The organism is Streptomyces sp. CC53 (genome assembly GCF_001865245.1).
Lineage (GTDB): Bacteria > Actinomycetota > Actinomycetes > Streptomycetales > Streptomycetaceae > Streptomyces.
On the sequence record NZ_MKXB01000163.1, the window covers coordinates 1 to 22,559 of the forward strand.

A 22,559-nucleotide genomic window follows, 5' to 3' on the forward strand; every position below is an offset into this window, starting at 1 on the left:
TGGCCCACGTGGAAGGGCCCGCGCCCGGCGCACGGCGGGAGCCCCGCCGCCGTGCGCCGCACAGCGCGTCCGGCCCGGGGCCGGGACGCGCCCCGCGGGAAGGCGCCGCGCCCGGCCGTCCGGGCGCGGCGTCAGGCGTTCGCCAGCGGCCCGCGGGCGAAACGTGCCCCGGGCGGCAGTTGGCGCAGGATCCTCCCGAGCGCCTGCTCGAAGTCGCCGGCGGTGACCCCCGACTCGTACGCCGCTCCGCCGAAGTGCAGCGTGAGTTGCAGGTCCACTCTCTCGGGTGAGCCGTCGGACAGTGCTTCACCGAGGCTCAACAGGCAGCTGAGCGTGGCGTGTTGGGCGTCGTCGTCGATGACGACGGGAAGCGGCAGGTCCCACTCCAGCACGCAGCCGGCCAGCGGGAGGCCGCCGTTGCCGTCCGATGCCCGCAGGGCGGCGAGGCTGCCGCCCGTGTACTCCGCACCCCTGATGCAGGTGGTGACGGTCCGTCCGTCCATCGCGAGGACGATCGCTTCCGCGCCCCGACGGTCCCGGTACCAACCGGTCCGGACTTCCGCCGAGTCAGAGACTTCCGATGACATGGCGCGGACTGTAGCGGTATGACTGGCTCCGTCGTACAGCCGGACACCCCCGCGGCCGGACTTCAGCCGATCTTGGTGCTGTTGCCCGGCTCGTTCCCGGATGCTCGTCCGTCGGCCCTGCCGCGCCGCTTCCGGCGGCGCTCGGCGCGCCTGACGTCCTCCGCTTCGCCCGGTGTCCTCCCGAAGAGGGCGCAGTCGGCGTGGGTGCAGGGGAGCGGCTCCCAGCGCGGCACCCACGCGCCGAGCACCTTGTGTCGTCTGATGACCGTACCGACGGGGCGGCGGCAGGCGGGGCAGGTGGGCTCCCGGCCGGCCTGCGGGCCACGGACGGTCCGGCGTCCTTCGTCGCCCATGCCTTCAGGGTAGGCCGGATCCCGCACCGCGACGACCGGTCGGCGCCCGGGGGCCGGCCGGACGCCCGCCCCGGCACCGACACGCCCGTCCACCGGTCCGGCCGGGACCACGGGCACCACGCCACCGCCGTCGCGGGCCGCGTCCCCCGGCGGCCCCGGGGACGAGGAGCGCGCACCGCCGGGGGTGGGGCGCCCCCGAGCCACCCGCCCCGCGGAGCCGCACCGCCGCCGGCCGGGGCAGCCGGCCTCGGGCTGTCCGAGGCGGCACCCTGGCCGGAAGGCGCACCCCGCGTCCGCGGCAGAGCCCGGCCGGCAGGCGTGCGCCCCGGCGGCCCGGCCGGGGGCACGCGGTGGGCTCTCAGCCCGTACGCCGGGTCACGAACTCCGCCAGCGACAGCAGGTCCCCCGCGGCCGCCAGGTCCGGCACGGCGAGGCTGAGCTGGTCCAGGGCACGCGCCATGCGGTCGCCCGCCTCCGTCTGCGCCCAGTCCCGGCCGCCCGCGCGCTCCACGGCGTCCGCCGCCCGCCGGACGTCCTTCTCCCCCGGCAGCGGCTCCCGGTAGAGGGCGGCGAGCTCCTCGCCGCCCGGCGTGCCGGAGGTCAGCGCCGCGACCACCGGCAGGGACTTCTTGTGCGCGGCGAGGTCAGCTCCCGCGGGCTTCCCGGTCAGCTCCGGGTCGCCCCAGATGCCGATCAGGTCGTCGATGAGCTGGAACGCGAGTCCCGCCTCGCGCCCGAAGGCGTCCATGGCCGCCACCTCCTCGGCGCCGGCCCCCGCGTACAGGGCGCCCACGGCGCAGGCGCAGCCGAGCAGGGCCCCCGTCTTGGCCTCCGCCATCCGCAGGCACTCGTCCAGGGACACGTCCGACGGGGCGCGGTCCTCGAAGGCGCAGTCGGCCTGCTGGCCCGCGCACAGCTCGATCACGCACGTGGCGAGCCGCGCCGAGGCGGCGCCGGCCTGGGCGTGCCCGTCGTCGGCGAGGACCCGTAGGGCGAGCGCGAGCAGGGCGTCACCGGTGACCAGGGCGTCGGGGACGCCGAACACGGACCAGGCCGTGGCCCGGTTCCTGCGGGTGGGGTCCTCGTCGACGATGTCGTCGTGGAGGAGCGTGAAGTTGTGCGCCAGTTCGACGGCGGCGGCCGCCCGCACCGCGTCGGCCGGGTCCCCGCCGAGAGCGCCGGTCGCCGCCAGCACGAGGGCGGGCCGGATCGCCTTGCCCGCCCGGCCGTCGGCCGGTGAGCCGTCCGCGCGCTCCCATCCGAAGTGGTAGGCGGCGACGCGCCGCAGCGGCCCCGGCAGCGAGTCGACTGCGGTGCGCAGCACGGGGTCGACGGCGGTGCGGGTGCGGTCGAGGAGCGCCGCCGCGTCCGGGCCGTCTTCGCCGTCCCGCCGTGCCCCGGTCCTGTCCGGACTGGTCATCGTCACGGTCTCCTCCTCCGGCTCGTGTCCTCCCCTCGGGCTTCCCCCCTGCCGTGGCTCATACGCACCGGTCGGGTACGCGGTCGGGCGCGGGCATGGGGCGGGCGGGGGCGCCGGTGCGGGTCGGTCCGCGGTCCGCGAGGTGGAGAACGTCGGCGCGGGTCGGCTCCGGCGTCGTTGCAGGAGGCCGCGGCCCGGTGCGTGGAGCCCCGGGCGCCGTCATCGCCGCCGTCATCGCCGCCGTCATCGCCGTCGCCGTCGCCGTCGCCGCCGTCGTCATCGTCATCGCCGTCGCCGCCGCCGTCGTCATCGTCATCGTCATCGTCATCGCCGTCGCCGCCGCCGCCGTCGTCATCGTCATCGTCATCGTCATCGAGGGCGGTGTCGGCGACGTACGCGCCGGCGGCGAGCACGTCGACGGCGGCCTCGTCGCCGTACGGTCCGGTGCCGGTCTTCCCGGCCTCGCCGTGGGCGGGCAGGTGGGCGCGGTCCTCGGGGTGCCGGCCCCGGCCCCGGTGCCGGTCCGGCCGGGCCGGAAGGTGCGCCGGGCGCAGCGGCCGGCGAACCCGGTGGGTGCCGTCTGGGCGTCGTGCCCGCGCGGGGTCGGTGCATGGGGGCAGCCGGCCTGCCGGAGGGATGATCTCAGCGGGTGCGTGAGGGCGCCGTCACCCGCACGAGTGGGACTACAGGACGAGGTGCCGGAGCAGCGGAGCCGCCTTCTCGAACGTCTGCGAGTGCCTCCGTGGTTCGCGGCGCGGGGCCGGACGCACGGCGCGAAGTGATCGCGATGTCCGGAATCTTTCGCACGGTCCGGGCGAACGGTTTTACGGAGGGCACCCTTCCGCCATGGCCACTCCCCTTTCCGCAGGCACCTTCCTGAAGGCACTTCGCACCGAGGGCCTGACGGTCGTCGAGATCGACGGCTGGCGGGCCCACAACCGGAACCACGTCGGCCCGTGGGGGCCGGTCCACGGCGTGATGATCCACCACACGGCGACCAGCGGCGCTGCGCGCACGGTGGAGGTCTGCCGCGACGGCCGACCGGACCTGCCGGGTCCGCTGTGCCACGGCGTCATCACCAAGGACGGCCGGATCCACGTGGTGGGCTACGGACGGGCCAACCACGCCGGACGCGGTGACGACGACGTCCTGCGGGCCGTGGTGGCGGAGCGGGGGCTGCCGCCGGTCAACGAGGCGAACACGGACGGCAACCCCCGCTTCTACGGGTTCGAGTGCGAGAACCTCGGGGACGGCGACGATCCGTGGCCGGCGGTCCAGCTGGACGCCGTCGCGCGGGCCGCCGCCGCCGTGTGCCGTCGGCACGGCTGGACGGCCCGCTCGGTCATCGGCCACCTGGAGTGGCAGCCGGGGAAGGTGGACCCGCGGGGCTTCACGATGGACGCGATGCGGGCGCGGGTGGCGGAACGCCTCAAGTGACCACGCGGTCCGTCCGGCCGCCGGTACGCGGGGGACAATGGGTGGATGGACGACGCCCGCAAGCCCCCGGCCCCCGGACCGCTCCGGGCGCTCGGGGCGCGGCTGCCCTCGCCCCTGCAGGAGGTGGAGGACGAGCGCTTCACCGCGCGCGGGCTACGGCTGCTGCTCAAGCGCGACGACCTGATCCACCCGGAGCTGGTGGGCAACAAGTGGCGCAAGCTGGCCCCGAACCTGGCGGCGCTGGCCGGACGGCCCCTGCTCACGTTCGGCGGCGCCTACTCCAACCACCTGCGGGCCGCGGCCGCCGCCGGACGCCTGCTCGGCGTGCCCACCGTCGGAGTCGTCCGGGGCGAGGAACTCGCGGACCGGCCGCTGAACCCGTCGCTGGCGCGGTGCGCGGCCGACGGGATGCGGCTGGTGTTCGTGGACCGGGCCACGTACCGGGCGAAGGACGACCCGGAGGTGCGGGAGCGGCTTCTGCGGGACGCGCCGGAGGGCACCGCGGTGGTGCCGGAGGGCGGCAGCAACGAGCTCGCGGTGCGCGGCTGCACGGAGCTCGGCCGGGAGCTGAGGGGCCGGGCGGACGTCGTCGCGGTGGCGTGCGGGACGGGCGGCACACTGGCGGGCCTGGCGGCCGGCCTCGGACCGCGTCGGCGGGCGCTGGGCTTCCCGGTGCTCAAGGGCGGTTTCCTGGGCGATGAGGTGCGGCGGCTCCAGGAGCGGGCCTTCGGGGGCCCGGCGGGCACGTGGAGCCTGGACGGCCGCTTCCATTTCGGCGGCTTCGGCCGTACGACGCCGGAGCTGGAGGCGTTCGCCGAGGACTTCGGAGCCCGGCATGGGCTCGCCATCGAGCGCATATATGTCGCCAAAATGCTGTACGGGCTGGTACGCCTCGCCCAGGAAGGCGCCTTCGCTCCCGGTACGGCACTGGCAGCGGTGGTGACGGGCAGCCCCGAGCCGGGCGCGGGGCCGGGCGGGCCGGAGCGTACGGGCGGGGAGGACGGTTCGACGGGGTGAGGTATGGGTACGTCAACCCTCCGTCGGATGCTCCGGATTGGACGCCGCAAACCCCTAGCCACGTTACGTATCCATATGCTTACCATGAGTGACAAGTGCTGGGCGCAGGGGCCCCGGCGACACGGCACCATGGATCGCGATAGCGTCACGGCGACTACGCACTCCTGCGTACCGCACGGTTCCGGGGAGATCTCGCTTCCCCCGGACCCCGAAAGAGTTTGTGCCACCTTGGAGGTGAGGGTGTCCCAGATCGCAGGCGAGCCCGGGACCCAGGACTTCGTGGAAGTCCGGCTGCCCGCTGCGGGTGCCTACCTGTCCGTGCTGCGTACGGCCACGGCCGGCCTCGCGGCGCGTTTGGACTTCACCCTCGACGAGATCGAGGACCTGCGCATCGCGGTCGACGAGGCCTGCGCGATCCTGTTGCAGCAGGCCGTGGCCGGCTCGGTGCTCAGCTGCGTGTTCCGGCTCATCGACGACTCGCTGGAGGTCACGGTGTCGGCGCCGACGACCGACGGGCGGGCGCCGGAACGGGACACGTTCGCGTGGACGGTCCTGTCGGCCCTGGCCGGCAAGGTGGACTCGTCGGTCGCCGAGGACAACACGGTATCGATCAGCCTGTACAAACAGCGCGGCGCGGGTCCCGGGCCGGCGTGAGGGACGGGGGCGGTCCGGTGCGGAACGAGGAGCGCGGCCCCAGGGCGCCCCGCGCGGCGGAGGGCGCCCCGGGCATCCCGGAGCAGCAGGCGCGGCCGCATCCGGAGGACGGTCTTGCGGAGGCGCCCCAGCGGGCGCGGGTGAAGCGGGCGGCGCAGATGAGTGAGAGCGGGAGCGGGCAGGGCCAGCGGCAGGGCGGCACCCGGGCGCAGCAGGCGGACGACCGCAGCAGTGCGCGGGCGATGTTCGTCGAGCTGCGGCAGTTGCCGGACGGCTCGCCGGAGCGGGCGGAGCTGCGCAACCAGCTGGTGCGCATGCACCTGCCGCTGGTCGAGCACCTCGCCCGCCGGTTCCGCAACCGGGGCGAGCCGCTGGACGACCTGACCCAGGTCGCCACGATCGGCCTGATCAAGTCGGTGGACCGGTTCGACCCGGAGCGCGGCGTGGAGTTCTCCACGTACGCGACGCCGACGGTGGTGGGCGAGATCAAGCGCCACTTCCGCGACAAGGGGTGGGCGGTGCGGGTGCCGCGCCGGCTGCAGGAACTGCGCCTGTCCCTGACGTCGGCGACGGCGGAGCTGTCGCAGCTGCACGGCCGCTCGCCCACCGTGCACGAGCTCGCGGAGAAGCTGGGGATCTCCGAGGAGGAGGTCCTGGAGGGTCTGGAGTCGGCGAACGCGTACTCGACGCTGTCCCTGGACGTCCCCGACACGGACGACGAGGCTCCGGCCGTCGCGGACACGCTCGGGGCGGAGGACGAGGCGCTGGAGGGCGTGGAGTACCGGGAGTCCCTCAAGCCGCTGCTGGAGGACCTGCCGCCGCGGGAGAAGCGCATCCTGCTGCTCCGCTTCTTCGGCAACATGACCCAGTCGCAGATCGCGCAGGAGGTCGGCATCTCCCAGATGCACGTCTCGCGGCTGCTGGCCCGCACGCTGGCCCAGCTCCGCGAGAGGCTGCTGGTGGAGGAGTGACGGGGGGCGGCAGCCGGCCCTCCCCGCCCGCCCCCGCCGCGCCGGGACCCCCGGCGGGGCGGGGCTCCTCAGGCGTCAGGCCCCGCCCGGCGGCGTGATGCCGAGGGCACGGCCGGTGGCCGGGTTCAGGAGGAGGGCGAGCGCCACGAGCGCCGCCGCTCCCAGCACCACCCCCGCCGGCACGGCGGCTCCCGTCGCCTGGATCAGCGTCCACGCCACCGGCAGCGCCATGATCTGCATGATGATCGCCGGTCCCCGGCTCCAGCGGCGCAGGAGCAGCAGTCCGCGCGCGGCGAGCAGCGGGATGAGGCCCAGCACGATCAGGGTGAGCCCGCCCGCCACGGACTGGGCGACCCCGTCGGGCCGCCCGGTCAGGGTGCTGACCAGGACGTACAGTCCGCCGGCGATGAAGGCGAGCGCCTCCAGGCCCGCCACGGCCGCGGCGGCCGTCACGGCGGTGGGACGCGACAGTGGCTGGGGGGCGGGGTTCGGCTCGGTGCTCACCCTTGCAGGGTAGCCCGGCGTCCGGGGGCCCCCTGGGCGCGGTACCCCGCGGTAGGTACCCTGGCGGGCATGCGTGCACTTCTCGTGGTCAACCCGGCAGCCACCACCACGAGTGCCCGCACCCGCGACGTGCTGATCCACGCGCTGGCCAGCGAGGTCAAACTGGAGGCGGTGACCACCGAGTACCGGGGGCACGCCCGGGACCTGGCCCGCCGGGCCGCCGAGTCCGAGGACGTCGACCTGGTCGTGGCCCTGGGCGGCGACGGCACCGTCAACGAGGTCGTGAACGGCCTGCTGCACGGGGGCCCCGACCCGGACCGGCTGCCGCGGCTGGCCGTCGTACCGGGCGGGTCGACGAACGTCTTCGCCCGCGCCCTCGGGCTGCCGAACGACGCGGTGGAGGCGACCGGCGCGATCCTCGACGCGCTGCGCGAGCGCCGCAGCCGCACCGTGGGGCTCGGCCTGGCGGGAGGCTCGCCCGGCAGCGAGGACGAAGGGGTGCCCGCCCGGTGGTTCACGTTCTGCGCCGGCCTCGGCTTCGACGCGGGTGTCGTGGGCCGGGTGGAGCGCCAGCGCGAACTGGGCAAGCGGTCGACGCACGCGCTGTACCTGCGCCAGGTGGCCCGCCAGCTCCTCGGCGACCCGCACCGCAGACGCGGCACGATCACTCTGGAGCGTCCGGGGCACGCCCCGGTCGACGACCTGGTCCTGTCGATTGTCTGCAACACCGCGCCCTGGACGTACCTCGGCAACCGCCCGGTGTACGCGGCGCCGGAGGCGTCGTTCGACACGGCGCTCGACGTGCTCGCGCTGAGCAGGCTGTCCGCGCCGGCGGTCGCCCGGTACGCGACGCAGCTGCTCACCTCGACGCCGGAGCGCGGGCCGCAGGGCAGGCACGCGGTGTCGCTGCATGACGAAACCGCGTTCACCTTGCATTCGAAGGTGCCACTGCCGTTCCAGATGGACGGAGACCACCTGGGGCTGCGCACGAGCGTGAAGTTCACAGGCGTTCGCCGTGCACTGGGTGTGATTGTGTGAGCGGAAGGGCCGTTGGCCCTTTATCTCGAACGTACGGACTGGGGTCCACCCCTAAGAAGTACGGCTGTGACGGAGCCGACACCGAGGAATCCAAAAAAACTTCTCGGAAGGGGTTGTATCCGCCGTCGAGGTTTGCGAGTCTCTACGTGGCGATCGGGACGGCCCGCAACACCGGCCTCCAGAGAGAGCCAGAACCCCTCCTCATCTCAGGACCCACTCCCAGACACTTCTGGTTGTCGGCCCTTCCCTTGCGGGGGGATTCGTGAAAGCGTTCACATTCACAAGCAACTTGCATGCAACACCAAGGAGAGGTAGCAGCCATGGACTGGCGTCACAACGCCGTTTGTCGTGAGGAAGACCCCGAGCTGTTCTTCCCCATCGGCAACACCGGTCCTGCGCTGCTGCAGATCGAGGAAGCCAAGGCCGTCTGCCGACGCTGCCCCGTGATGGAGCAGTGCCTGCAGTGGGCGCTTGAGACCGGTCAGGACTCCGGCGTCTGGGGTGGCCTCAGCGAGGACGAGCGCCGCGCGATGAAGCGCCGCGCCGCTCGCAACCGGGCCCGCAACGCGAGCGCCTGAGCACCGCCACCGCGCCTCCCGAACAGCAGCGCGCAGCAGTAACCCACAGCATTCGAGCCCCGGACCGCGACGAAACGGTCCGGGGCTCGCTGCTGTCACCGCCGGCTCCCGCACCTCACCTCTGGGGGCGCACGGGCACGTCGAGCACCACGCGCGTGCCGCCCTCGGCAGCCGGGCGCATGTCGAACGTGCCACCCAACTCCCCCTCCACCAGGGTGCGGACGATCTGCAGGCCGAGGTTGCCCGCGCGCTGCGGGTCGAAGCCCTCGGGCAGTCCGCGGCCGTTGTCCTGGACGGTGATGAGCAGCCGCGCGTCCGGGAGCCGGGTGTCCCCGCGCACCGCCGTGACGTCGACCGTGCCCTGCTCGCCGGGGGCGAAGGCGTGCTCCAGGGCGTTCTGCAGGATCTCGGTGAGGACCATCGACAGCGGCGTGGCGACCTCGGCGTCCAGGATGCCGAAGCGCCCGGTGCGCCGGCAGGCGACCTTGCCGGGTGAGATCTCCGCCACCATCGAGATGACGCGGTCCGCGATGTCGTCGAACTCCACGCGCTCGTCCAGGTTCTGGGACAGCGTCTCATGCACGATGGCGATGGAGCCGACGCGGCGCACGGCCTCGTTGAGGGCCTCCCGGCCGCGCTCGGAGTCCATGCGGCGGGCCTGGAGGCGCAGCAGGGCGGCCACCGTCTGGAGGTTGTTCTTCACCCGGTGGTGGATCTCCCGGATGGTGGCGTCCTTGGTGATCAACTCCCTTTCACGTCGGCGTAGTTCGGTGACGTCGCGGAGCAGGACGAGGGAGCCGATGCGGGTGCCCTTGGGGGCCAGCGGGATGACCCGCAGCTGGATGACGCCGCCGTTGCCCTCGACCTCCGTCTCGCGGGGGGCGTAGCCGCTGGCCAGTTTGACGAGGGCCTCGTCGACGGGGCCGCGGGAAGGCGCCAGCTCGGCGGTGGCCTGCCCGAGGTGCTGCCCCACGAGGTCGGCGGCGAGGCCGAGGCGGTGGTAGGCGGACAGGGCGTTCGGGGACGCGTACTGGACGACGCCGTCGGCGTCGAGCCTGATCAGGCCGTCGCCGGCACGCGGTGAGGCGTCCATGTCGACCTGCTCCTGGGGGAACGGGAAGGAGCCGACGGCGATCATCTGGGCGAGGTCGGAGGCCGACTGGAGGTAGGTGAGCTCCAGCCGGGAGGGGGTGCGGACGGTGAGCAGGTTCGTGTTGCGGGCGATCACGCCCAGGACGCGGCCCTCGCGGCGCACGGGGATCGACTCGACCCGTACGGGGACCTCCTCGCGCCACTCCGGGTCGCCTTCGCGTACGATGCGGCCTTCGTCCAGGGCGGCGTCCAGCAGTGGGCGGCGGCCGCGCGGCACCAGGTGGCCGACCATGTCGTCCTGGTAGGACGTGGGCCCGGTGTTGGGGCGCATCTGGGCGACGGAGACGTACCGCGTGCCGTCGCGGGTGGGTACCCACAGCACCAGGTCGGCGAAGGAGAGGTCGGAGAGCAGCTGCCACTCCGACACCAGCAGATGGAGCCATTCGAGGTCGGACTCGCTCAGGGCGGTGTGCTGGCGTACGAGATCGTTCATGGACGGCACGCTGCGAGCGTACCCGGGTGCGGGAACCTGGTGCTTTGCCGGTCCGTGGTGGAGGATGGACCAGGACGGGCACCGACGGATGGACAGCCCTCAGTGGTCTAGTCCACAATGTCGGGAGAACTGAAGACCTCCATCCTCCCCGCACAGGAGGGTGGACCGAGGGACCGGGCTCTCTGCCCTGACTGACCGGTTCCTCACCACGGCCGTGGGACCGCACACCCGACGGCCGGAGCAACTCCGGGCTGCGGTGCCGAATGCGGGTTGAGGGTCCCGCACCGGCGCCGCGGCCCGCGGGTCTTTCCGGGCCCCACGCCCCTGCGGGTCGCCGCACCCGTGGTCTTCTCGGCCGCCGCCCACCGCGGCGGGACCCCGCTGCCGCCGCGCCCCCTGTGGGCCGCGCCCCCGGGCGCCGCCCACCGCACCGCCGCCGCCCCCGCCCACCCCGTGACCGCCGCACTGCCCGCGGCACCCGGACAGTGCGGCCGGCACGACCGACCGGGCCCCCGCCCCGAGGCGGCCACCGAGCCGCCCGGCCCCCGCGCGGCCTCTGCCCGCCGGACCCTGCACCGGCACGTCCGCGGCCCCGCCCGGCCCCGGCCGCACCCGCCGCCACGGCCGCCCTCACCGCAGCGGTCCCCGTCGCAGCGGGCTTCGGCTCTGCGGGCCCCGCCCCCGCGGGCCGCCGTCTCAGCGGGTCTCCGTCACCTTCGCCAGGGCCCGGGGGGCGTCGGGGTCCTGGCCGCGGGCGACGGTGATCTCGTACGCGAGCATCTGGAGGGGCAGGATCTCCAGGACCGGCTGGAGTTCCTCGGGCAGTCCGTCCACCGGGAGCACGAAGCCCGCGGACGCCTCGCGCACCTGGGCCTGCGGGCCGACCACGAAGAGGTCGGCGCCCCGGGCCCGCAGCCGGTCCAGGACGGGCTGCAGGGCCTCCCCGCCGCGGCCCGCGGCCACCACCGCGATAACCGGGGAGACGTTGTCGACCATGGCCAGCGGGCCGTGCAGCAGGTCCGCGCCGGAGTACGACAGGGCCGGGATGTAGCTGGTCTCCATCAGCTTCAGCGCCGCCTCCTTCGCCGTCGGGTAGCCGTAGCCCCGCGAGGTCAGCACCATCCGCTGGGCGAAGCGGTAGCGCGCCGCGAGCGTGCGGACCTCGTCCCTGCGGGCCAGGATCTGGGCCGCCAGCTCCGGCAGGGCCTGCGCGTCCGCGCCGTCGCCGCCCCGCAGCCCCTCGACGAGGAGGTAGAGGGCGAGCAGCGAGGACGTGTAGGTCTTCGTCGCCGGAAGAGCCCGCTCGGGGCCGGCCAGGATGTCGATGTGGTGCTCCGTGACAGCCGCGAGAGGCGAGTCCGGGTTGTTGGTCACGGACAGGGTGATCGCCCCGGCCTCCCGCGCCGCCTGCGTGGAGGCGACCAGGTCCGGGGAGCCTCCCGACTGGCTGACCGTGATCACCAGGACGTCCGTGAGGTCCTGCTTCGCGCCGTAGGCCGTGGTCGTCGACATGGACGACAGCCCGCAGGGCAGCCCGGCCCGGATCTCCAGCAGGTACTTCGCGTACAGGGCGGCGTTGTCGGAGGTGCCCCGGGCGGTCAGCAGCACGAAGCGCGGCCGCCGCTCCGCGATGCGCCGCGCCGTCTCGCGGATCTCCGGTGCGGCCCGGTCCAGGATGCGGCGGAGCGCCGAGGGCTGCTCCGCGATCTCGGCGGCCATCAAGCGGCCCCGTTCCTCGTTCATGGGTCCCAGTCGACCAGTGATGACCGGGGTCCGCCAACCGCACGCTCTGCTAGATTGGACCCCAGATTGGTCTATACCACCAGAGCGACCGACCGACCACCACCACTCTCCAGATCGGCAGGCCCAGCGTGGAAGTTGTCATCGTCCCGGACGCCACGGCAGGCGGCGAGCTCATCGCGGGAGCCATCGCGGACCTCCTGCGCCGCAAGCCCGACGCGCTGCTCGGCGTGGCCACCGGCTCGACCCCGCTGCCCATCTACGACGCCCTCACCGCCCGGGTCCGCTCCGGCGCGGTCGACGTCTCCCGTGCCCGGATAGCCCAGCTGGACGAATACGTCGGGCTGCCGGCCGGGCACCCCGAGTCGTACCGCTCCACCGTGCTGCGGCAGGTCGTCGAGCCCCTGGGGCTCGCCCCCGACGCCTTCATGGGGCCCGACGGCTCCGCCGAGGACGTGCAGGCCGCGTGCGAGGCGTACGACAGGGCGCTGGCCGAGGCCGGCGGCGTGGACCTCCAGATCCTCGGGATCGGCACCGACGGGCACATCGGCTTCAACGAGCCCTGCTCGTCGCTCGCCTCCCGCACCCGCATCAAGACGCTGACCGAGCAGACCCGGATCGACAACGCCCGGTTCTTCGACGGGGACATCGGGCAGGTCCCCCACCACGTCATCACCCAGGGCATCGGCACCATCCTGGAGGCCCGGCACCTGGTGCTGCTGGCCACCGGGGAGGGCAAGGCGGAGGCCGTCGCGCAGACCGTGGAGGGCCCGGTGTCCGCGCTGGTCCCCGCCTCCGCGCTCCAACTGCACCCGCACGCCACGGTCGTCGTCGACGAGGCCGCCGCGTCGAAGCTGAAGCTCGCCGACTACTTCCGCCACACCTACGCGAACAAGCCCTCCTGGCAGGGCCTGTAGAGCAGGGCGGCACGACGCCGCGCAGCACGGGAGCCGGGCACCAGAAGGTGCCCGGCTCCCGTGCTTCGTGCGCGCTCAGCGGCCGGCGATGACCTCCGCCGCCGCCGTGCCGCACACCCGCGCCGCCCCGTGCGTCGCGATGTGCAGCGCCCCGCGCGGCGGAGCCTGGTTCAGGCCCATCTCCACCACGACCGTGCCGGGGCGGGCGGCGAGCAGCCCGTCCAGCGCCTCCCTCATCCAGGCGTGACGGTGCGCGTCGCGCACGACGGCCACGATCCGGCGCTCCCCCGCCGCCCGCAGCACGTCCTGAACAGCCGCCTCCGGGCCGTACGTCCCCGTCAGGGTGCCCGGCAGCAGCCGCTCCAGCTCGGCGCCGAGGCCCCACGGGGTCTCGTCGCCGACGGCGATGTTCGCGACCGGGGCGAAGGACGCCACGTAGGGCGCACCGGCTCCCGGCCCGGCCGGCTCGTACGGCTTCTCCCCCGGCGTGACCCGCAGGGCCCGCCGCGCCGCCACGAGGCCGATGTCGGTGCCGGGCGCGGTCCCCTCCTGCACCGCCGCGCCCGGCCCCGTCTGTGCCCCCCTCGCCCGGTGCGTCCTGGTCCAGGACGCCAGCTCGCGCACACGCGCGGCCGCGTCGGCCAGTCGCTCCTCGGGCAGGTCACCGCTCCGTACCGCGGCCACCAGCGCGTCGCGCAGGCGCAGTACGGTCTCCTCGTCGGCGAGGCCGCCGCCGACGCACAGGGCGTCGGCGCCCGCCGCGATCGCGAGGACGGAGCCGCGCTCGATCCCGTACGTGCCGGAGATGGCCTCCATCTCCATGCCGTCCGTGACGATGAGGCCGTCGAAGCCCAGCTCCCGGCGCAGCAGTCCGGTGAGGATCCGCGGGCTGAGGGTGGCGGGGCGGTCGGGGTCGAGCGCGGGCAGCAGGATATGCGCGCTCATCACCGATTTGGAACCCGCGGCGATGGCGGCGCGGAAAGGCACCAGCTCACGGGCGTGCAGTGTGTCCAGGTCCACATCGATGCGGGGGGTCGCGAGGTGCGAGTCCACGTTCGTGTCGCCGTGCCCGGGGAAGTGCTTGACGCAGGCGACGACGCCGGCGGCCTGGAGGCCCTCGACGTACGCCACGGTGTGCCGGGCGGCCAGCTCGGGGTCGGCGCCGAAGGACCGGACGCCGATGACCGGGTTGTCCGGGTCGGAGTTGACGTCGGCGGAGGGCGCCCAGTTGAAGTCGACGCCGCAGGCGGCGAGCCGGCGGCCCAGCTCGTGGGCCACGGCGCGGGTCAGCGCGGGGTCGTCGACGGTGCCGAGGGCGAGGTTGCCGGGGAACGAGGAACCCTCCCCGACCTCCAGGCGGGTGACGTCGCCGCCCTCCTCGTCGATGGCGACGAGGACGTCGTCGCGCTCGGCCCGCAGCCGGGCGGTGAGCGCGGCAAGCTGCTCGGGGGAGGTGATGTTGCGGCCGAAGAGGCCCACGGCGGCGAGGCCCTCGCCGACCCGGCGCAGCAGCCAGTCGGGCGGGGTGGTGCCGACGAATCCCGGCTGGAGGACGGTGAGGGCGTCCCGGGTGAGCGTGTCGGTGGCGCCGCGTGCGGGTGCAGTCATGGACGCGTTCATCCCTTCACTGCGCCGGCGGTCATGCCGCCGACGGCGCGTCGCTGGAGGAAGAGGAAGACGACGAGGACCGGCAGCGCGAAGAGCGTCGAGGCGGCCATGGTGGCGCCCCAGTCGTTGCCGAAGGCCGTCTGGAACTGGGTCAGCCACAGCGGAAGCGTCTGCGCCTCCTTGTCCTTGTTCAGGATCAGCACCATGGCGAACTCGTTCCAGGCGGTGATGAAGCCGAAGAGCGAGGTCGACATCAGGCCGGGCGCCAGCAGCGGGAAGATCACCTTGCGGAACGCCTGGCCACGGGTGCAGCCGTCGATCTGGGCGGCCTCCTCCAGCTCGACCGGGACGGCGGCGATGAAGCCGCGCAGGGTCCAGATGGTGAAGGGCAGGACCATGACGAAGTAGACGGCGGTCAGCAGCGGGATGCTGTTCAGCATGTCGCCGTCGCGGGCGATCATGTACATCACGATGACCATGACCTCCCAGGGGGCCATCTGCGCCATCATGACGGCGAGGACGAGCCCCTTGCGCCCGCGGAACTTCATGCGGGCGACGGCGAAGCTCGCGGCGAGCGCGACGACCAGCGCGAGGAGCACCGCACCGACGGTGACGGTGAGGCTGTTGGCCACGTACGTCCAGAACAGGTCCACGCCGGTCGCGGTGGGGTAGTTCTCGAACGTCGGGGTGAAGAAGAAGACCGGGTCCTTGGTGAGGATCTCCGACTGGGGCTTCAGCGAGGAGCTGAACATCCAGTACACGGGGAAGGCGAAGAGCGCGGCGAGGGCGAGGGCCGTCAGGTTCGCGAGGACGGTCCCAAGGCGCACCGGCTTGCGGCGCAGCTTCTGGGCGGGCGTGCCGGCGGCGGGGGTGCTGGTGGCGGTGCTCACTGCTCCTCCTCCTGCTTCAGGATCAGACGGAAGTAGAAGGACATGGCGGCGATCAGCATCACGATGGTGAGCACGGAGATGGCCGCGGCGAGGCCGTAGTGGGCCTGGCCCTGGCCCTCGATGTACGCGTACACGGGGAGGGTCTCGGAGCCGCGGTCGGGGCCGCCGAGGTTCATGGCGTACACCTGCGCGAACGCCTTGAAGACCCAGATGATCTCCAGGAACGTGGTGATCAGGAAGAACGGCTTCAGGTTCGGGAAGACCACGGACCAGAAGGTGCGCCAGCCGTTCGCGCCGTCCATCTTGGCGGCCTCGTACAGCTCAGTACCGACGGTGGTCAGGCCGGCGTACATGTTGAGCGCGACGAACGGGATGGAGCCCCACACCACCAGGGCGGTGACGATGGTGAGGGTGGAGAAGCCGGTCTCGAACCAGTTGTGCTGCTCGTAGCCGGCGAAGCCGAGCGTCCGCATCAGCCAGTTGACGACGCCGAACTGCTCGTCGAAGAGCCAGCGGAAGACGGTGACGGAGGCGACGATCGGCATGGCCCAGGCCAGCATCAGGGCGAGGGACAGCACCAGCCGCATCTTCTTGCCGAGCCGGTTCAGCAGCAGGCCGATCAGGGTGCCGATGCCCATGATCAGGACGACGTTGGCCGCGGTGAAGACGAGGCTGCGGACGACGACGGTCCAGAAGTCCGGGTCGCCGAGCAGCTCGGTGTAGTTCTCGAAGCCGATCCACTCCGGCTTCCGGGTGATCAGTTCCTTCCGGTTGACCTGCTGGAAGGAGAGGATCACGTTCCGGACGAGCGGATAGACCAGCAGGACGGCCATGGCCAGGACGGCCGGGGCGATCAGCAGGTACGGCAGCAGCCCGGAGGGCAGGGAGCGCCTGCCGCGGGAAGGCTGTCGGACGTCTTTCGCGTCCGTGGGCGGTGGCGGCGTCCCGCCCTGGGTCTGCGCCGCCCTCCCGGGCGCGTCCTGAGGAGCGGTGGTCGCCGCTCCCTGGGAGTCCACGGTCATGGTCTTCTTCCTCGCGGTTCTGGGGCTCCCGTGCCCGACGGGTACTGCCCTGGCCGGCGGCCGCCGTCGTCGTCGGGGCCGCCGGGGGCGGGCGGTCACTGCTGTGGCCCGGGGGCGCGGCCGGATCGGGGGCGGCCGCGCCCCCGGGGGCCGGGGTGGTGGTTACTGCTGGTTGATCCGCTCGGTGATCACCTTGTCGGCTTCCTCGCCGGCCTTCTTCGGGTCGGTGCCCTTCAGGACCTTGGTCATGTAGTCCTTGATCGGGTTGGGCGCGGTCTCGACGTTGGCCCAGCCGGGCGTGACCGGGGTGATCCTGCCGACGGGCGCGGCCTGGGCCATGGCCTCGGCGAAGGAGCCCGCCTCGGGCTTGAACTGCGCGGCGTCGTTGTTCGGGAGCAGGGCGCCGCCGGTGGCCTCGGCGTACTTGGCCATGTGCTCCTTGCCGGCGGCGAGGGCCAGCCACTCCTTGGCGAGGTCCTTGTTCGGGGAGCGCTCGGCGATGGCGAGGTTGGAGCCGCCGAAGAAGACGGAGCCGGGCTTGTCGGCGGTCTTGCCCGGGATCGGGAAGTAGCCGAAGTCAGCGGTCTTGCCGGCCTTCTTCAGGGCGTCGATGGCGCCGCCGGCCTCCCAGCCGAGGCCGATCCAGGACGCGACGCCGCCCTTGGGGACGATGTCGGTGGACTGCTGCGGGGTGGCCTCGTCCTTGTCCTGCGGAGCGGTCGAGTACGACTGGAGCTCCTTGTAGAAGTTCACGGCGGCGGCGGCCTCCGGGGTGGAGAGCGTGCCCTTCCACTTGTCGCCGTCCTTGACGGCGAGGTCGCCGCCCTCGTCCCACAGGAAGCCGGCGAAGACGTACCAGCTCTGGCCGGGCAGGTAGATCGGCTGGACGCCGGGGTCCGACTCCTTGATCTTCTTCAGGCCGGCGATCCACTCGTCACGCGTCTTCGGCGGGGTCACGCCGGCCTTGGCGAAGAGGGCCTTGTCGTAGATGACCACGCGGCTGGCGGCGTACCAGGGGGCGGAGTACAGCTTGCCGTCCAGCTCGCTGGAGGCCAGCATGCCCTTGTTCCAGCCGTCGTAGCCGAGCTTCGCCTTGTCCTCGGTGAGGTCGGCGAGGCCGCCCGTGACGGCGTAGCCGGCGGTCTGCGTGTTGCCGAGCTCCAGGACGTCCGGCGGGGTGTCCTCGGAGAGGGCCGTGGTGACCTTCTCCTGGATGCCGTTCCACTGCTGGACCTCGACCTTGACCTTGACGCCCTTGTGCTTGGCCTCGAAGTCCTTGTTGACTTCCTGGATCCAGGCGTCGGGAGCGGAGCCGTCCATGACCCAGACCGTGAGGGTCTTGTCGCCGCCGGCGTCGGTCGAGCCGCCCTTGCCGCTGTCGTCCTTGCCGCACGCCACGGCGCCGACCATCATGCCCGCGACGCCGATCGCCGCGATGAGCTTGCGCTTCACGTCAGACCCTCCTCAGGGATGCCTGCAACCCCCCACCCACCGCGGAGACACACGTACGACGCATGACGAGTAGTGCTGATGGGGCTGGGCCGGTCTTTATTGGTTTAGACCAGTAACCCGGAGCTTGGCCTAGACCTTTGGGGGTGTCAAGGGTGTATAAGAAGGGCTGTTGGGTCCGTTATCGGACCGACACCTGAGGAGGGGCGACGACCCGTGACCGGTCCGTGCCACCATGTGAGCCGCGACAGACGGAGGAGCCGGTGACGGCAGCAGTGCAGGAGTCGGGAAGGCAGGCCATGGCCACGCACAGTGGCGGTGCGGAGACCGAGAAGAGGACGGCCGAGGGGCCTGCTTCGTCTTCAGCGACCGCGCCGGAGAACGGCACGACGCCGCGCGCGGCGCGCGTGCCGAAGTACTACCGGCTCAAGCGCCACCTGCTGGAGATGACCGAGACGATGCCGCCGGGCACCCCCGTGCCGCCGGAGCGCACCCTCGCCGCCGAGTTCGACACCTCCCGGACCACCGTCCGGCAGGCCCTCCAGGAGCTGGTCGTCGAGGGCCGCCTCGAACGCATCCAGGGCAAGGGCACCTTCGTCGCCAAGCCCAAGGTGTCCCAGGCCCTCCAGCTCACCTCGTACACGGAGGACATGCGCGCCCAGGGCCTGGAGCCGACCTCGCAGCTGCTCGACATCGGCTACGTCACCGCCGACGACACCCTCGCCGGGCTGCTCGACATCCAGCCGGGCGGGCGGGTCCTGCGCATCGAGCGCCTGCGACTGGCCAGCGGCGAGCCGATGGCGATCGAGACCACCCACCTGTCGGCCAAGCGCTTCCCCGCCCTGCGGCGCTCCCTGGCGAAGTACACCTCCCTCTACACGGCGCTGGCCGAGGTCTACGACGTGCGGCTCGCGGAGGCGGAGGAGACCATCGAGACCTCCCTGGCGACCCCGCGGGAGGCGGGCCTGCTCGGCACGGACGTGGGCCTGCCGATGCTGATGCTCTCCCGGCACTCCGTGGACGCCCAGGGCAAGCCCGTCGAATGGGTGCGGTCCGTCTACCGCGGCGACCGCTACAAGTTCGTGGCGCGCCTCAAGCGCCCGGCGGACGACTGACCAGTCCGCGGGCGCGGAAGACCGACCGGCCCCGCTGGGGCGGGTGACCGGTCGGCGCATGCGGACGAGCGGCCGGTCGGGCACCGGCGACCTGAGGTGTCCGGCACCGGCGACCCGGCGGGTCCGGCACGGGCGACCAGCCCACCCGGCACACCCCGGCCACCGACCGTCCGGCACACGCGCACGAGCGGCCGGCCCGGCGCGCGGACGCCGTGCCCCGGGTGCCCCACCGGCGCCCGGGCCCGGCGGAACCACGCATGGTCACACCGTTATCACTCGACGGCTTCCCAGGAGCGGGCCGCCCCCGTACATTCGCCGCATCGCACGGCTGATCATGAGGGGACGGTGTGCAACCGTATGTCAGAAGTGAGACCGCGTCAGGACGAGCCACCCGTGGTCACCCCCGTCCGGGTGGTGATCGCCCTGTGCCTGGCGGCGCCGTTCGCGGCGATGCTGTGGGTGGGGTCGTACGCCCGCACGGAGCCGGTGCTCGCCGGCGTCCCGTTCTTCTACTGGTACCAGATGCTGTGGGTCGTGGTCTCCACCGCGCTCACGATGGTCGCCTACAAGCTGTGGCACCGGGACCAGCGGACGCGGGCCGCGCTCCGCGAGGGCGGTGACGGGCGGTGAAGGACGGTGTGAACGTCGTCGCCCTGGGCGTCTTCGTCTTCTTCTTCGTGCTGGTGACGGTCATGGGCTTCATGGCCGCGCGCTGGCGCAGGGCCGCCAACGAGAACACCCTCGACGAGTGGGGCCTCGGCGGGCGGTCGTTCGGGACCTGGGTCACCTGGTTCCTGCTCGGCGGCGACCTCTACACCGCTTACACCTTCGTCGCCGTGCCGGCCGCCGTCTACGCGGCAGGCGCGGCCGGCTTCTTCGCGGTGCCGTACACGATCCTCGTCTATCCGCTGATCTTCACGTTCCTGCCCCGCCTCTGGTCCGTGTCGCACAAGCACGGGTACGTGACCACCTCCGACTTCGTCCGGGGCCGCTGGGGATCCCGCGGCCTGTCCCTGGCGGTGGCCGTCACCGGCATCCTCGCCACGATGCCGTACATCGCCCTGCAACTCGTCGGCATCCAGGCGGTGCTGGACGTGATGGGCGTGGGTGGCGGCGAGTCGACGCACTGGTTCATCAAGGACCTGCCGCTGCTCATCGCCTTCGGGGTGCTCGCGGCCTACACGTACTCGTCCGGCCTGCGCGCCCCGGCGCTCATCGCCTTCGTGAAGGACGCCCTGATCTACCTCGTCATCGCGGTGGCGATCATCTACATCCCCATCAAGCTGGGCGGGTTCGACGAGGTCTTCGGCGCGGCGGCCGACAAGTACGCCGAGTCGGGCAAGGGCGGCCTGATCCCCGGTGAGGCGGGCCAGTGGACGTACGCCACGCTCGCGTTCGGCTCGGCGCTGGCGCTCTTCATGTACCCGCACTCGATCACGGCGACGCTGTCGTCCGGCAGCAGGGACGTGATCCGCCGCAACACCACGATCCTGCCGCTGTACTCGGTGATGCTGGGTCTGCTGGCGCTGCTGGGCTTCATGGCGATCGCCGCGGGGATCCAGGTGCAGAACGGCCAGCTGGCCATCCCGCAGCTGTTCGAGAACATGTTCCCCGACTGGTTCGCGGGCGTGGCGTTCGCCGCGATCGGCATCGGCGCGCTGGTGCCCGCCGCGATCATGTCGATCGCCGCCGCGAACCTCTTCACCCGCAACATCTACCGGGACTTCCTGAAGCCGGACGCCACACCGGAGCAGGAGACCAAGGTGTCCAAGCTGGTGTCGCTGCTGGTGAAGGTGGGCGCGCTGGCGTTCGTGCTGACGATGGACAAGACCGTCGCCATCAACTTCCAGCTGCTGGGCGGCATCTGGATCCTCCAGACCTTCCCCGCGCTGGTCGGCGGCCTGTTCACCCGCTGGTTCCACCGCTGGGCCCTGCTCGCGGGCTGGGCGGTCGGCATGGTGTACGGCACGTGGACCGCGTACAACGTGTCGAGTCCGACGCAGGCCCACTTCGCCGGCTCCTCGGCGGACATCCCCGGCATCGGGGAGATCGGCTACATCGGTCTGACGGCCTTCGTGCTGAACGTGGTGGTCACCGTGGCGATGACCTTCGTGTTCCGGGCGTTGAAGGCGCCGGAGGGCGTCGACGAGACGGCCGCGGCCGACTACACGGCCGACGCGGGCGACCCCGACGTGCGCCAGGACCTCGCGAAGGCGGGCGCCGGCCACTGAGCCCCGCACGGCACGACGGTCCGAGGGCCGCCGCACCCCCGGCGACGGGGCGGCGCGGCGGCCCTCCGCCGTGCGGGTCAGCGCACCCAGTTCTTGAGCTGCTCCGTCGGCAGCGTGATGCCCACCGGGTCCGGCAGCCGGACCTCCTTGCCGAACGGGACGGTGTGCGCGTTCTCGTAGCGGACTCCGTCCGGCTCGCTGAAGACGGTCACCTCGCACTTGTCCCGGTCGATCAGCAGGTAGAGGGGGATGCCGGTCTCTGCGTAGGCACGTGGCTTCTCCACACGGTCACGCTGGTCGGTGTCCGCGTCGTACGACGTCACTTCGACCGCCATGAGGACAGGGGTCGGGTCGGCCCACTCGCCCTGGCCGACGAAGGCACCGCTCGGGGCGAGCGAACCGTCCGGGCGGGCGCGGCCCAGCCGGTACTCCTGGATCCTGAGTCCCTGCTCGGCGTAGAGCCACAGTTCGGGGCGAGACTGCATGCAGAGGCGCGTCAGCCACTCGATGATCCGTCCGTGGTCCCCGTCGGGCACTGCCCTGCTCCTGATCCGGCCGTCGATGAGTTCGATGCGCATGTGCATGGGTCGGGACTTCCCGGCGAGTATGCGCGTGCTCTGGTCGAAGTCGTCGGGGCGGACATGGAAACGGTCCGTGATCTCCACCAGCTCGGCCTGCGTCATGGGGACCTCCTTCCCTTCTGAGACGACGATAGCGCCGAGCGGCGGCGCGGGCGGCGGTCGCTGCGGGCACACTGGCCCCATGGACTTCGCGATCAGGCCCGCCCGGCCGCACGAGTACGGGACCGTCGGTGAGATCAGCGCCCGCGCCTACCTCGACGGCGGGCTCCTCACGCATGGTGAGGAGGACGAGTACCTGGACGTGCTCCGGGACGTCGCGCGGCGCGCCCGCGAGGCCGAGGTGCTGGTCGCCGCCGACGCCGACGGCTCCGTGCTCGGCGGGGTGACGTTCACGACGGCCGGCGGGCCCTGGGCCGACATCGCGCGGCCCGGCGAGGGCGAGTTCCGGGTACTCGCCGTGGCGGCCGCCGCCCAGGGCCGCGGGGTCGGCGAGGCGCTCGTCCGGGCGTGCGCCGAGCGGGCCCGCGAGGAGGGGTGCGAGCGGCTGGTGCTGTCCGTGGTGCCGGAGGCGGCCGCGGCCCACCGGCTCTACCGGAGGCTGGGATTCACCCGGATGCCGCACCGGGACTGGGAGCCGGTCCCGGGGCTCCCGCTGCTCACCTACGAGCTGACTCTCTGACACGTAGCCACTACATGTGGGGGGTACCGCATCAGGCGCCCCCCACATGTATGCTCATCCTCGCTGTCGCTGCAGGGGAATCCGGTGCGAATCCGGAACTGTCCCGCAACGGTGTGAAGGGTGCCCATTCGTGCACCCGGCAGTCCGATGACCTGCCGACAGTGCGCCCGGACCGTCCGGCCC

At 72.6% G+C, this 22,559-nt stretch carries 23 protein-coding genes and 1 riboswitch; of the genes, 12 read left to right on the forward strand and 11 right to left on the reverse strand.

Annotated elements, in window-relative coordinates:
* Positions 1–131: 131 nt before the first annotated feature.
* From BJP40_RS19625 to BJP40_RS19635, 3 genes are all read right to left on the reverse strand, one after another.
* Positions 132–587, reverse strand: coding sequence for a DUF6304 family protein (locus BJP40_RS19625; protein WP_071281489.1), 456 nt, complete (start codon positions 585–587; stop codon positions 132–134).
* Between the two features lie 62 nt (positions 588–649).
* Positions 650–940: a hypothetical protein gene (locus tag BJP40_RS19630; protein WP_071270623.1), complete on the reverse strand. Its 291-nt coding sequence runs from the start codon at positions 938–940 to the stop codon at positions 650–652.
* 358 nt (positions 941–1,298) lie between these two features.
* Positions 1,299–2,360 (reverse strand): family 2 encapsulin nanocompartment cargo protein polyprenyl transferase, encoded by a 1,062-nt coding sequence (locus BJP40_RS19635; RefSeq protein WP_071281490.1) that lies wholly within the window; start codon positions 2,358–2,360, stop codon positions 1,299–1,301.
* A gap of 197 nt (positions 2,361–2,557) precedes the next feature.
* On the opposite strand from BJP40_RS19635, the gene BJP40_RS34425 reads away from it, so the two are divergent.
* The 5 genes from BJP40_RS34425 (at position 2,558) to BJP40_RS19660 (ending at position 6,439) form a co-directional block, all read left to right on the forward strand.
* Positions 2,558–3,142: a hypothetical protein gene (locus BJP40_RS34425; protein ID WP_071281491.1), complete on the forward strand. Its 585-nt coding sequence runs from the start codon at positions 2,558–2,560 to the stop codon at positions 3,140–3,142.
* Positions 3,143–3,206: 64 nt separating this feature from the next.
* Positions 3,207–3,797, forward strand: a complete 591-nt coding sequence (locus BJP40_RS19645; protein ID WP_071281492.1) for an N-acetylmuramoyl-L-alanine amidase — start codon at positions 3,207–3,209, stop codon at positions 3,795–3,797.
* Between the two features lie 45 nt (positions 3,798–3,842).
* Complete coding sequence (locus BJP40_RS19650; RefSeq protein ID WP_071281493.1) at positions 3,843–4,814, forward strand: 1-aminocyclopropane-1-carboxylate deaminase/D-cysteine desulfhydrase; 972 nt, start codon at positions 3,843–3,845, stop codon at positions 4,812–4,814.
* A gap of 240 nt (positions 4,815–5,054) precedes the next feature.
* Positions 5,055–5,468 (forward strand): anti-sigma regulatory factor, encoded by a 414-nt coding sequence (locus BJP40_RS19655; RefSeq protein WP_071270557.1) that lies wholly within the window; start codon positions 5,055–5,057, stop codon positions 5,466–5,468.
* Complete coding sequence (locus BJP40_RS19660) at positions 5,465–6,439, forward strand: RNA polymerase sigma factor SigF (protein WP_079169422.1); 975 nt, start codon at positions 5,465–5,467, stop codon at positions 6,437–6,439. Before BJP40_RS19655 ends, BJP40_RS19660 begins: the two co-directional genes overlap by 4 nt.
* Positions 6,440–6,514: 75 nt before the next feature.
* On the opposite strand, the gene BJP40_RS19665 is transcribed toward BJP40_RS19660, so the two are convergent.
* A complete protein-coding gene (locus tag BJP40_RS19665) occupies positions 6,515–6,943 on the reverse strand; it encodes a hypothetical protein (RefSeq protein WP_071269598.1) in 429 nt (142 codons plus the stop codon).
* Positions 6,944–7,012: 69 nt separating this feature from the next.
* On the opposite strand from BJP40_RS19665, the gene BJP40_RS19670 reads away from it, so the two are divergent.
* Together BJP40_RS19670 and BJP40_RS19675 are read left to right on the forward strand one after the other, a co-directional pair.
* Positions 7,013–7,981, forward strand: coding sequence for a diacylglycerol kinase family protein (locus BJP40_RS19670; RefSeq protein WP_071281494.1), 969 nt, complete (start codon positions 7,013–7,015; stop codon positions 7,979–7,981).
* Between the two features lie 320 nt (positions 7,982–8,301).
* On the forward strand, positions 8,302–8,559 hold the full coding sequence (locus BJP40_RS19675) for a WhiB family transcriptional regulator (RefSeq protein ID WP_071269594.1): 258 nt from the start codon (positions 8,302–8,304) through the stop codon (positions 8,557–8,559).
* A 115-nt stretch (positions 8,560–8,674) separates the two neighbouring features.
* Here BJP40_RS19675 and BJP40_RS19680 read toward each other — a convergent pair whose 3' ends face one another.
* Positions 8,675–10,144, reverse strand: coding sequence for a sensor histidine kinase (locus BJP40_RS19680; protein ID WP_071281495.1), 1,470 nt, complete (start codon positions 10,142–10,144; stop codon positions 8,675–8,677).
* A gap of 696 nt (positions 10,145–10,840) precedes the next feature.
* Positions 10,841–11,887: an SIS domain-containing protein gene (locus BJP40_RS19685; protein ID WP_071281496.1), complete on the reverse strand. Its 1,047-nt coding sequence runs from the start codon at positions 11,885–11,887 to the stop codon at positions 10,841–10,843.
* Between the two features lie 128 nt (positions 11,888–12,015).
* Here BJP40_RS19685 and nagB point away from each other — a divergent pair, with 128 nt between their 5' ends.
* Complete coding sequence (gene nagB / locus BJP40_RS19690; protein ID WP_071281497.1) at positions 12,016–12,801, forward strand: glucosamine-6-phosphate deaminase; 786 nt, start codon at positions 12,016–12,018, stop codon at positions 12,799–12,801.
* Positions 12,802–12,876: 75 nt separating this feature from the next.
* Here the strand turns inward: nagB and BJP40_RS19695 are convergent, their stop codons facing one another.
* From BJP40_RS19695 to BJP40_RS19710, 4 genes are all read right to left on the reverse strand, one after another.
* Positions 12,877–14,409, reverse strand: coding sequence for a glycoside hydrolase family 3 protein (locus BJP40_RS19695; RefSeq protein ID WP_071281498.1), 1,533 nt, complete (start codon positions 14,407–14,409; stop codon positions 12,877–12,879).
* Positions 14,410–14,417: 8 nt separating this feature from the next.
* Complete coding sequence (locus tag BJP40_RS19700; RefSeq protein WP_371258666.1) at positions 14,418–15,251, reverse strand: carbohydrate ABC transporter permease; 834 nt, start codon at positions 15,249–15,251, stop codon at positions 14,418–14,420.
* A 44-nt stretch (positions 15,252–15,295) separates the two neighbouring features.
* Positions 15,296–16,321: a carbohydrate ABC transporter permease gene (locus BJP40_RS19705; protein ID WP_071269586.1), complete on the reverse strand. Its 1,026-nt coding sequence runs from the start codon at positions 16,319–16,321 to the stop codon at positions 15,296–15,298.
* Between the two features lie 162 nt (positions 16,322–16,483).
* Positions 16,484–17,773, reverse strand: a complete 1,290-nt coding sequence (locus BJP40_RS19710) for an extracellular solute-binding protein (protein WP_071281499.1) — start codon at positions 17,771–17,773, stop codon at positions 16,484–16,486.
* A gap of 296 nt (positions 17,774–18,069) precedes the next feature.
* On the opposite strand from BJP40_RS19710, the gene BJP40_RS19715 reads away from it, so the two are divergent.
* The 3 genes from BJP40_RS19715 (at position 18,070) to mctP (ending at position 21,116) form a co-directional block, all read left to right on the forward strand.
* Positions 18,070–18,885: a GntR family transcriptional regulator gene (locus tag BJP40_RS19715; protein ID WP_226962463.1), complete on the forward strand. Its 816-nt coding sequence runs from the start codon at positions 18,070–18,072 to the stop codon at positions 18,883–18,885.
* A 357-nt stretch (positions 18,886–19,242) separates the two neighbouring features.
* Complete coding sequence (locus BJP40_RS19720; protein WP_079171307.1) at positions 19,243–19,515, forward strand: DUF3311 domain-containing protein; 273 nt, start codon at positions 19,243–19,245, stop codon at positions 19,513–19,515.
* Positions 19,512–21,116, forward strand: a complete 1,605-nt coding sequence (gene mctP, locus BJP40_RS19725; RefSeq protein ID WP_071281501.1) for a monocarboxylate uptake permease MctP — start codon at positions 19,512–19,514, stop codon at positions 21,114–21,116. Before BJP40_RS19720 ends, mctP begins: the two co-directional genes overlap by 4 nt.
* Positions 21,117–21,193: 77 nt before the next feature.
* Here the strand turns inward: mctP and BJP40_RS19730 are convergent, their stop codons facing one another.
* Complete coding sequence (locus tag BJP40_RS19730; RefSeq protein WP_071269574.1) at positions 21,194–21,799, reverse strand: Uma2 family endonuclease; 606 nt, start codon at positions 21,797–21,799, stop codon at positions 21,194–21,196.
* A gap of 79 nt (positions 21,800–21,878) precedes the next feature.
* Between BJP40_RS19730 and BJP40_RS19735 the strand changes: the two genes are divergently transcribed.
* On the forward strand, positions 21,879–22,376 hold the full coding sequence (locus BJP40_RS19735; protein WP_071281502.1) for a GNAT family N-acetyltransferase: 498 nt from the start codon (positions 21,879–21,881) through the stop codon (positions 22,374–22,376).
* A gap of 75 nt (positions 22,377–22,451) precedes the next feature.
* A riboswitch (cobalamin riboswitch) is annotated at positions 22,452–22,529 on the forward strand.
* The last annotated feature ends 30 nt before the right edge of the window (positions 22,530–22,559 follow it).

What these genes read in the sequence shown, in the direction of transcription:
- BJP40_RS19720 (WP_079171307.1), top strand. Translation starts at nt 19,243, where the DNA reads ATGTCAGAAGTGAGACCGCGTCAGGACGAGCCACCCGTGGTCACCCCC.
- BJP40_RS19705 (WP_071269586.1), bottom strand. Translation starts at nt 16,321, where the DNA reads ATGACCGTGGACTCCCAGGGAGCGGCGACCACCGCTCCTCAGGACGCG.
- BJP40_RS19675 (WP_071269594.1), top strand. Translation starts at nt 8,302, where the DNA reads ATGGACTGGCGTCACAACGCCGTTTGTCGTGAGGAAGACCCCGAGCTG.
- BJP40_RS19680 (WP_071281495.1), bottom strand. Translation starts at nt 10,144, where the DNA reads ATGAACGATCTCGTACGCCAGCACACCGCCCTGAGCGAGTCCGACCTC.
- BJP40_RS19625 (WP_071281489.1), bottom strand. Translation starts at nt 587, where the DNA reads ATGTCATCGGAAGTCTCTGACTCGGCGGAAGTCCGGACCGGTTGGTAC.
- BJP40_RS19635 (WP_071281490.1), bottom strand. Translation starts at nt 2,360, where the DNA reads ATGACCAGTCCGGACAGGACCGGGGCACGGCGGGACGGCGAAGACGGC.
- BJP40_RS19730 (WP_071269574.1), bottom strand. Translation starts at nt 21,799, where the DNA reads ATGACGCAGGCCGAGCTGGTGGAGATCACGGACCGTTTCCATGTCCGC.
- BJP40_RS19715 (WP_226962463.1), top strand. Translation starts at nt 18,070, where the DNA reads ATGGCCACGCACAGTGGCGGTGCGGAGACCGAGAAGAGGACGGCCGAG.
- BJP40_RS19630 (WP_071270623.1), bottom strand. Translation starts at nt 940, where the DNA reads ATGGGCGACGAAGGACGCCGGACCGTCCGTGGCCCGCAGGCCGGCCGG.
- BJP40_RS19670 (WP_071281494.1), top strand. Translation starts at nt 7,013, where the DNA reads ATGCGTGCACTTCTCGTGGTCAACCCGGCAGCCACCACCACGAGTGCC.
- BJP40_RS19735 (WP_071281502.1), top strand. Translation starts at nt 21,879, where the DNA reads ATGGACTTCGCGATCAGGCCCGCCCGGCCGCACGAGTACGGGACCGTC.
- BJP40_RS19695 (WP_071281498.1), bottom strand. Translation starts at nt 14,409, where the DNA reads ATGACTGCACCCGCACGCGGCGCCACCGACACGCTCACCCGGGACGCC.
- BJP40_RS19645 (WP_071281492.1), top strand. Translation starts at nt 3,207, where the DNA reads ATGGCCACTCCCCTTTCCGCAGGCACCTTCCTGAAGGCACTTCGCACC.
- BJP40_RS19650 (WP_071281493.1), top strand. Translation starts at nt 3,843, where the DNA reads ATGGACGACGCCCGCAAGCCCCCGGCCCCCGGACCGCTCCGGGCGCTC.
- BJP40_RS19685 (WP_071281496.1), bottom strand. Translation starts at nt 11,887, where the DNA reads ATGAACGAGGAACGGGGCCGCTTGATGGCCGCCGAGATCGCGGAGCAG.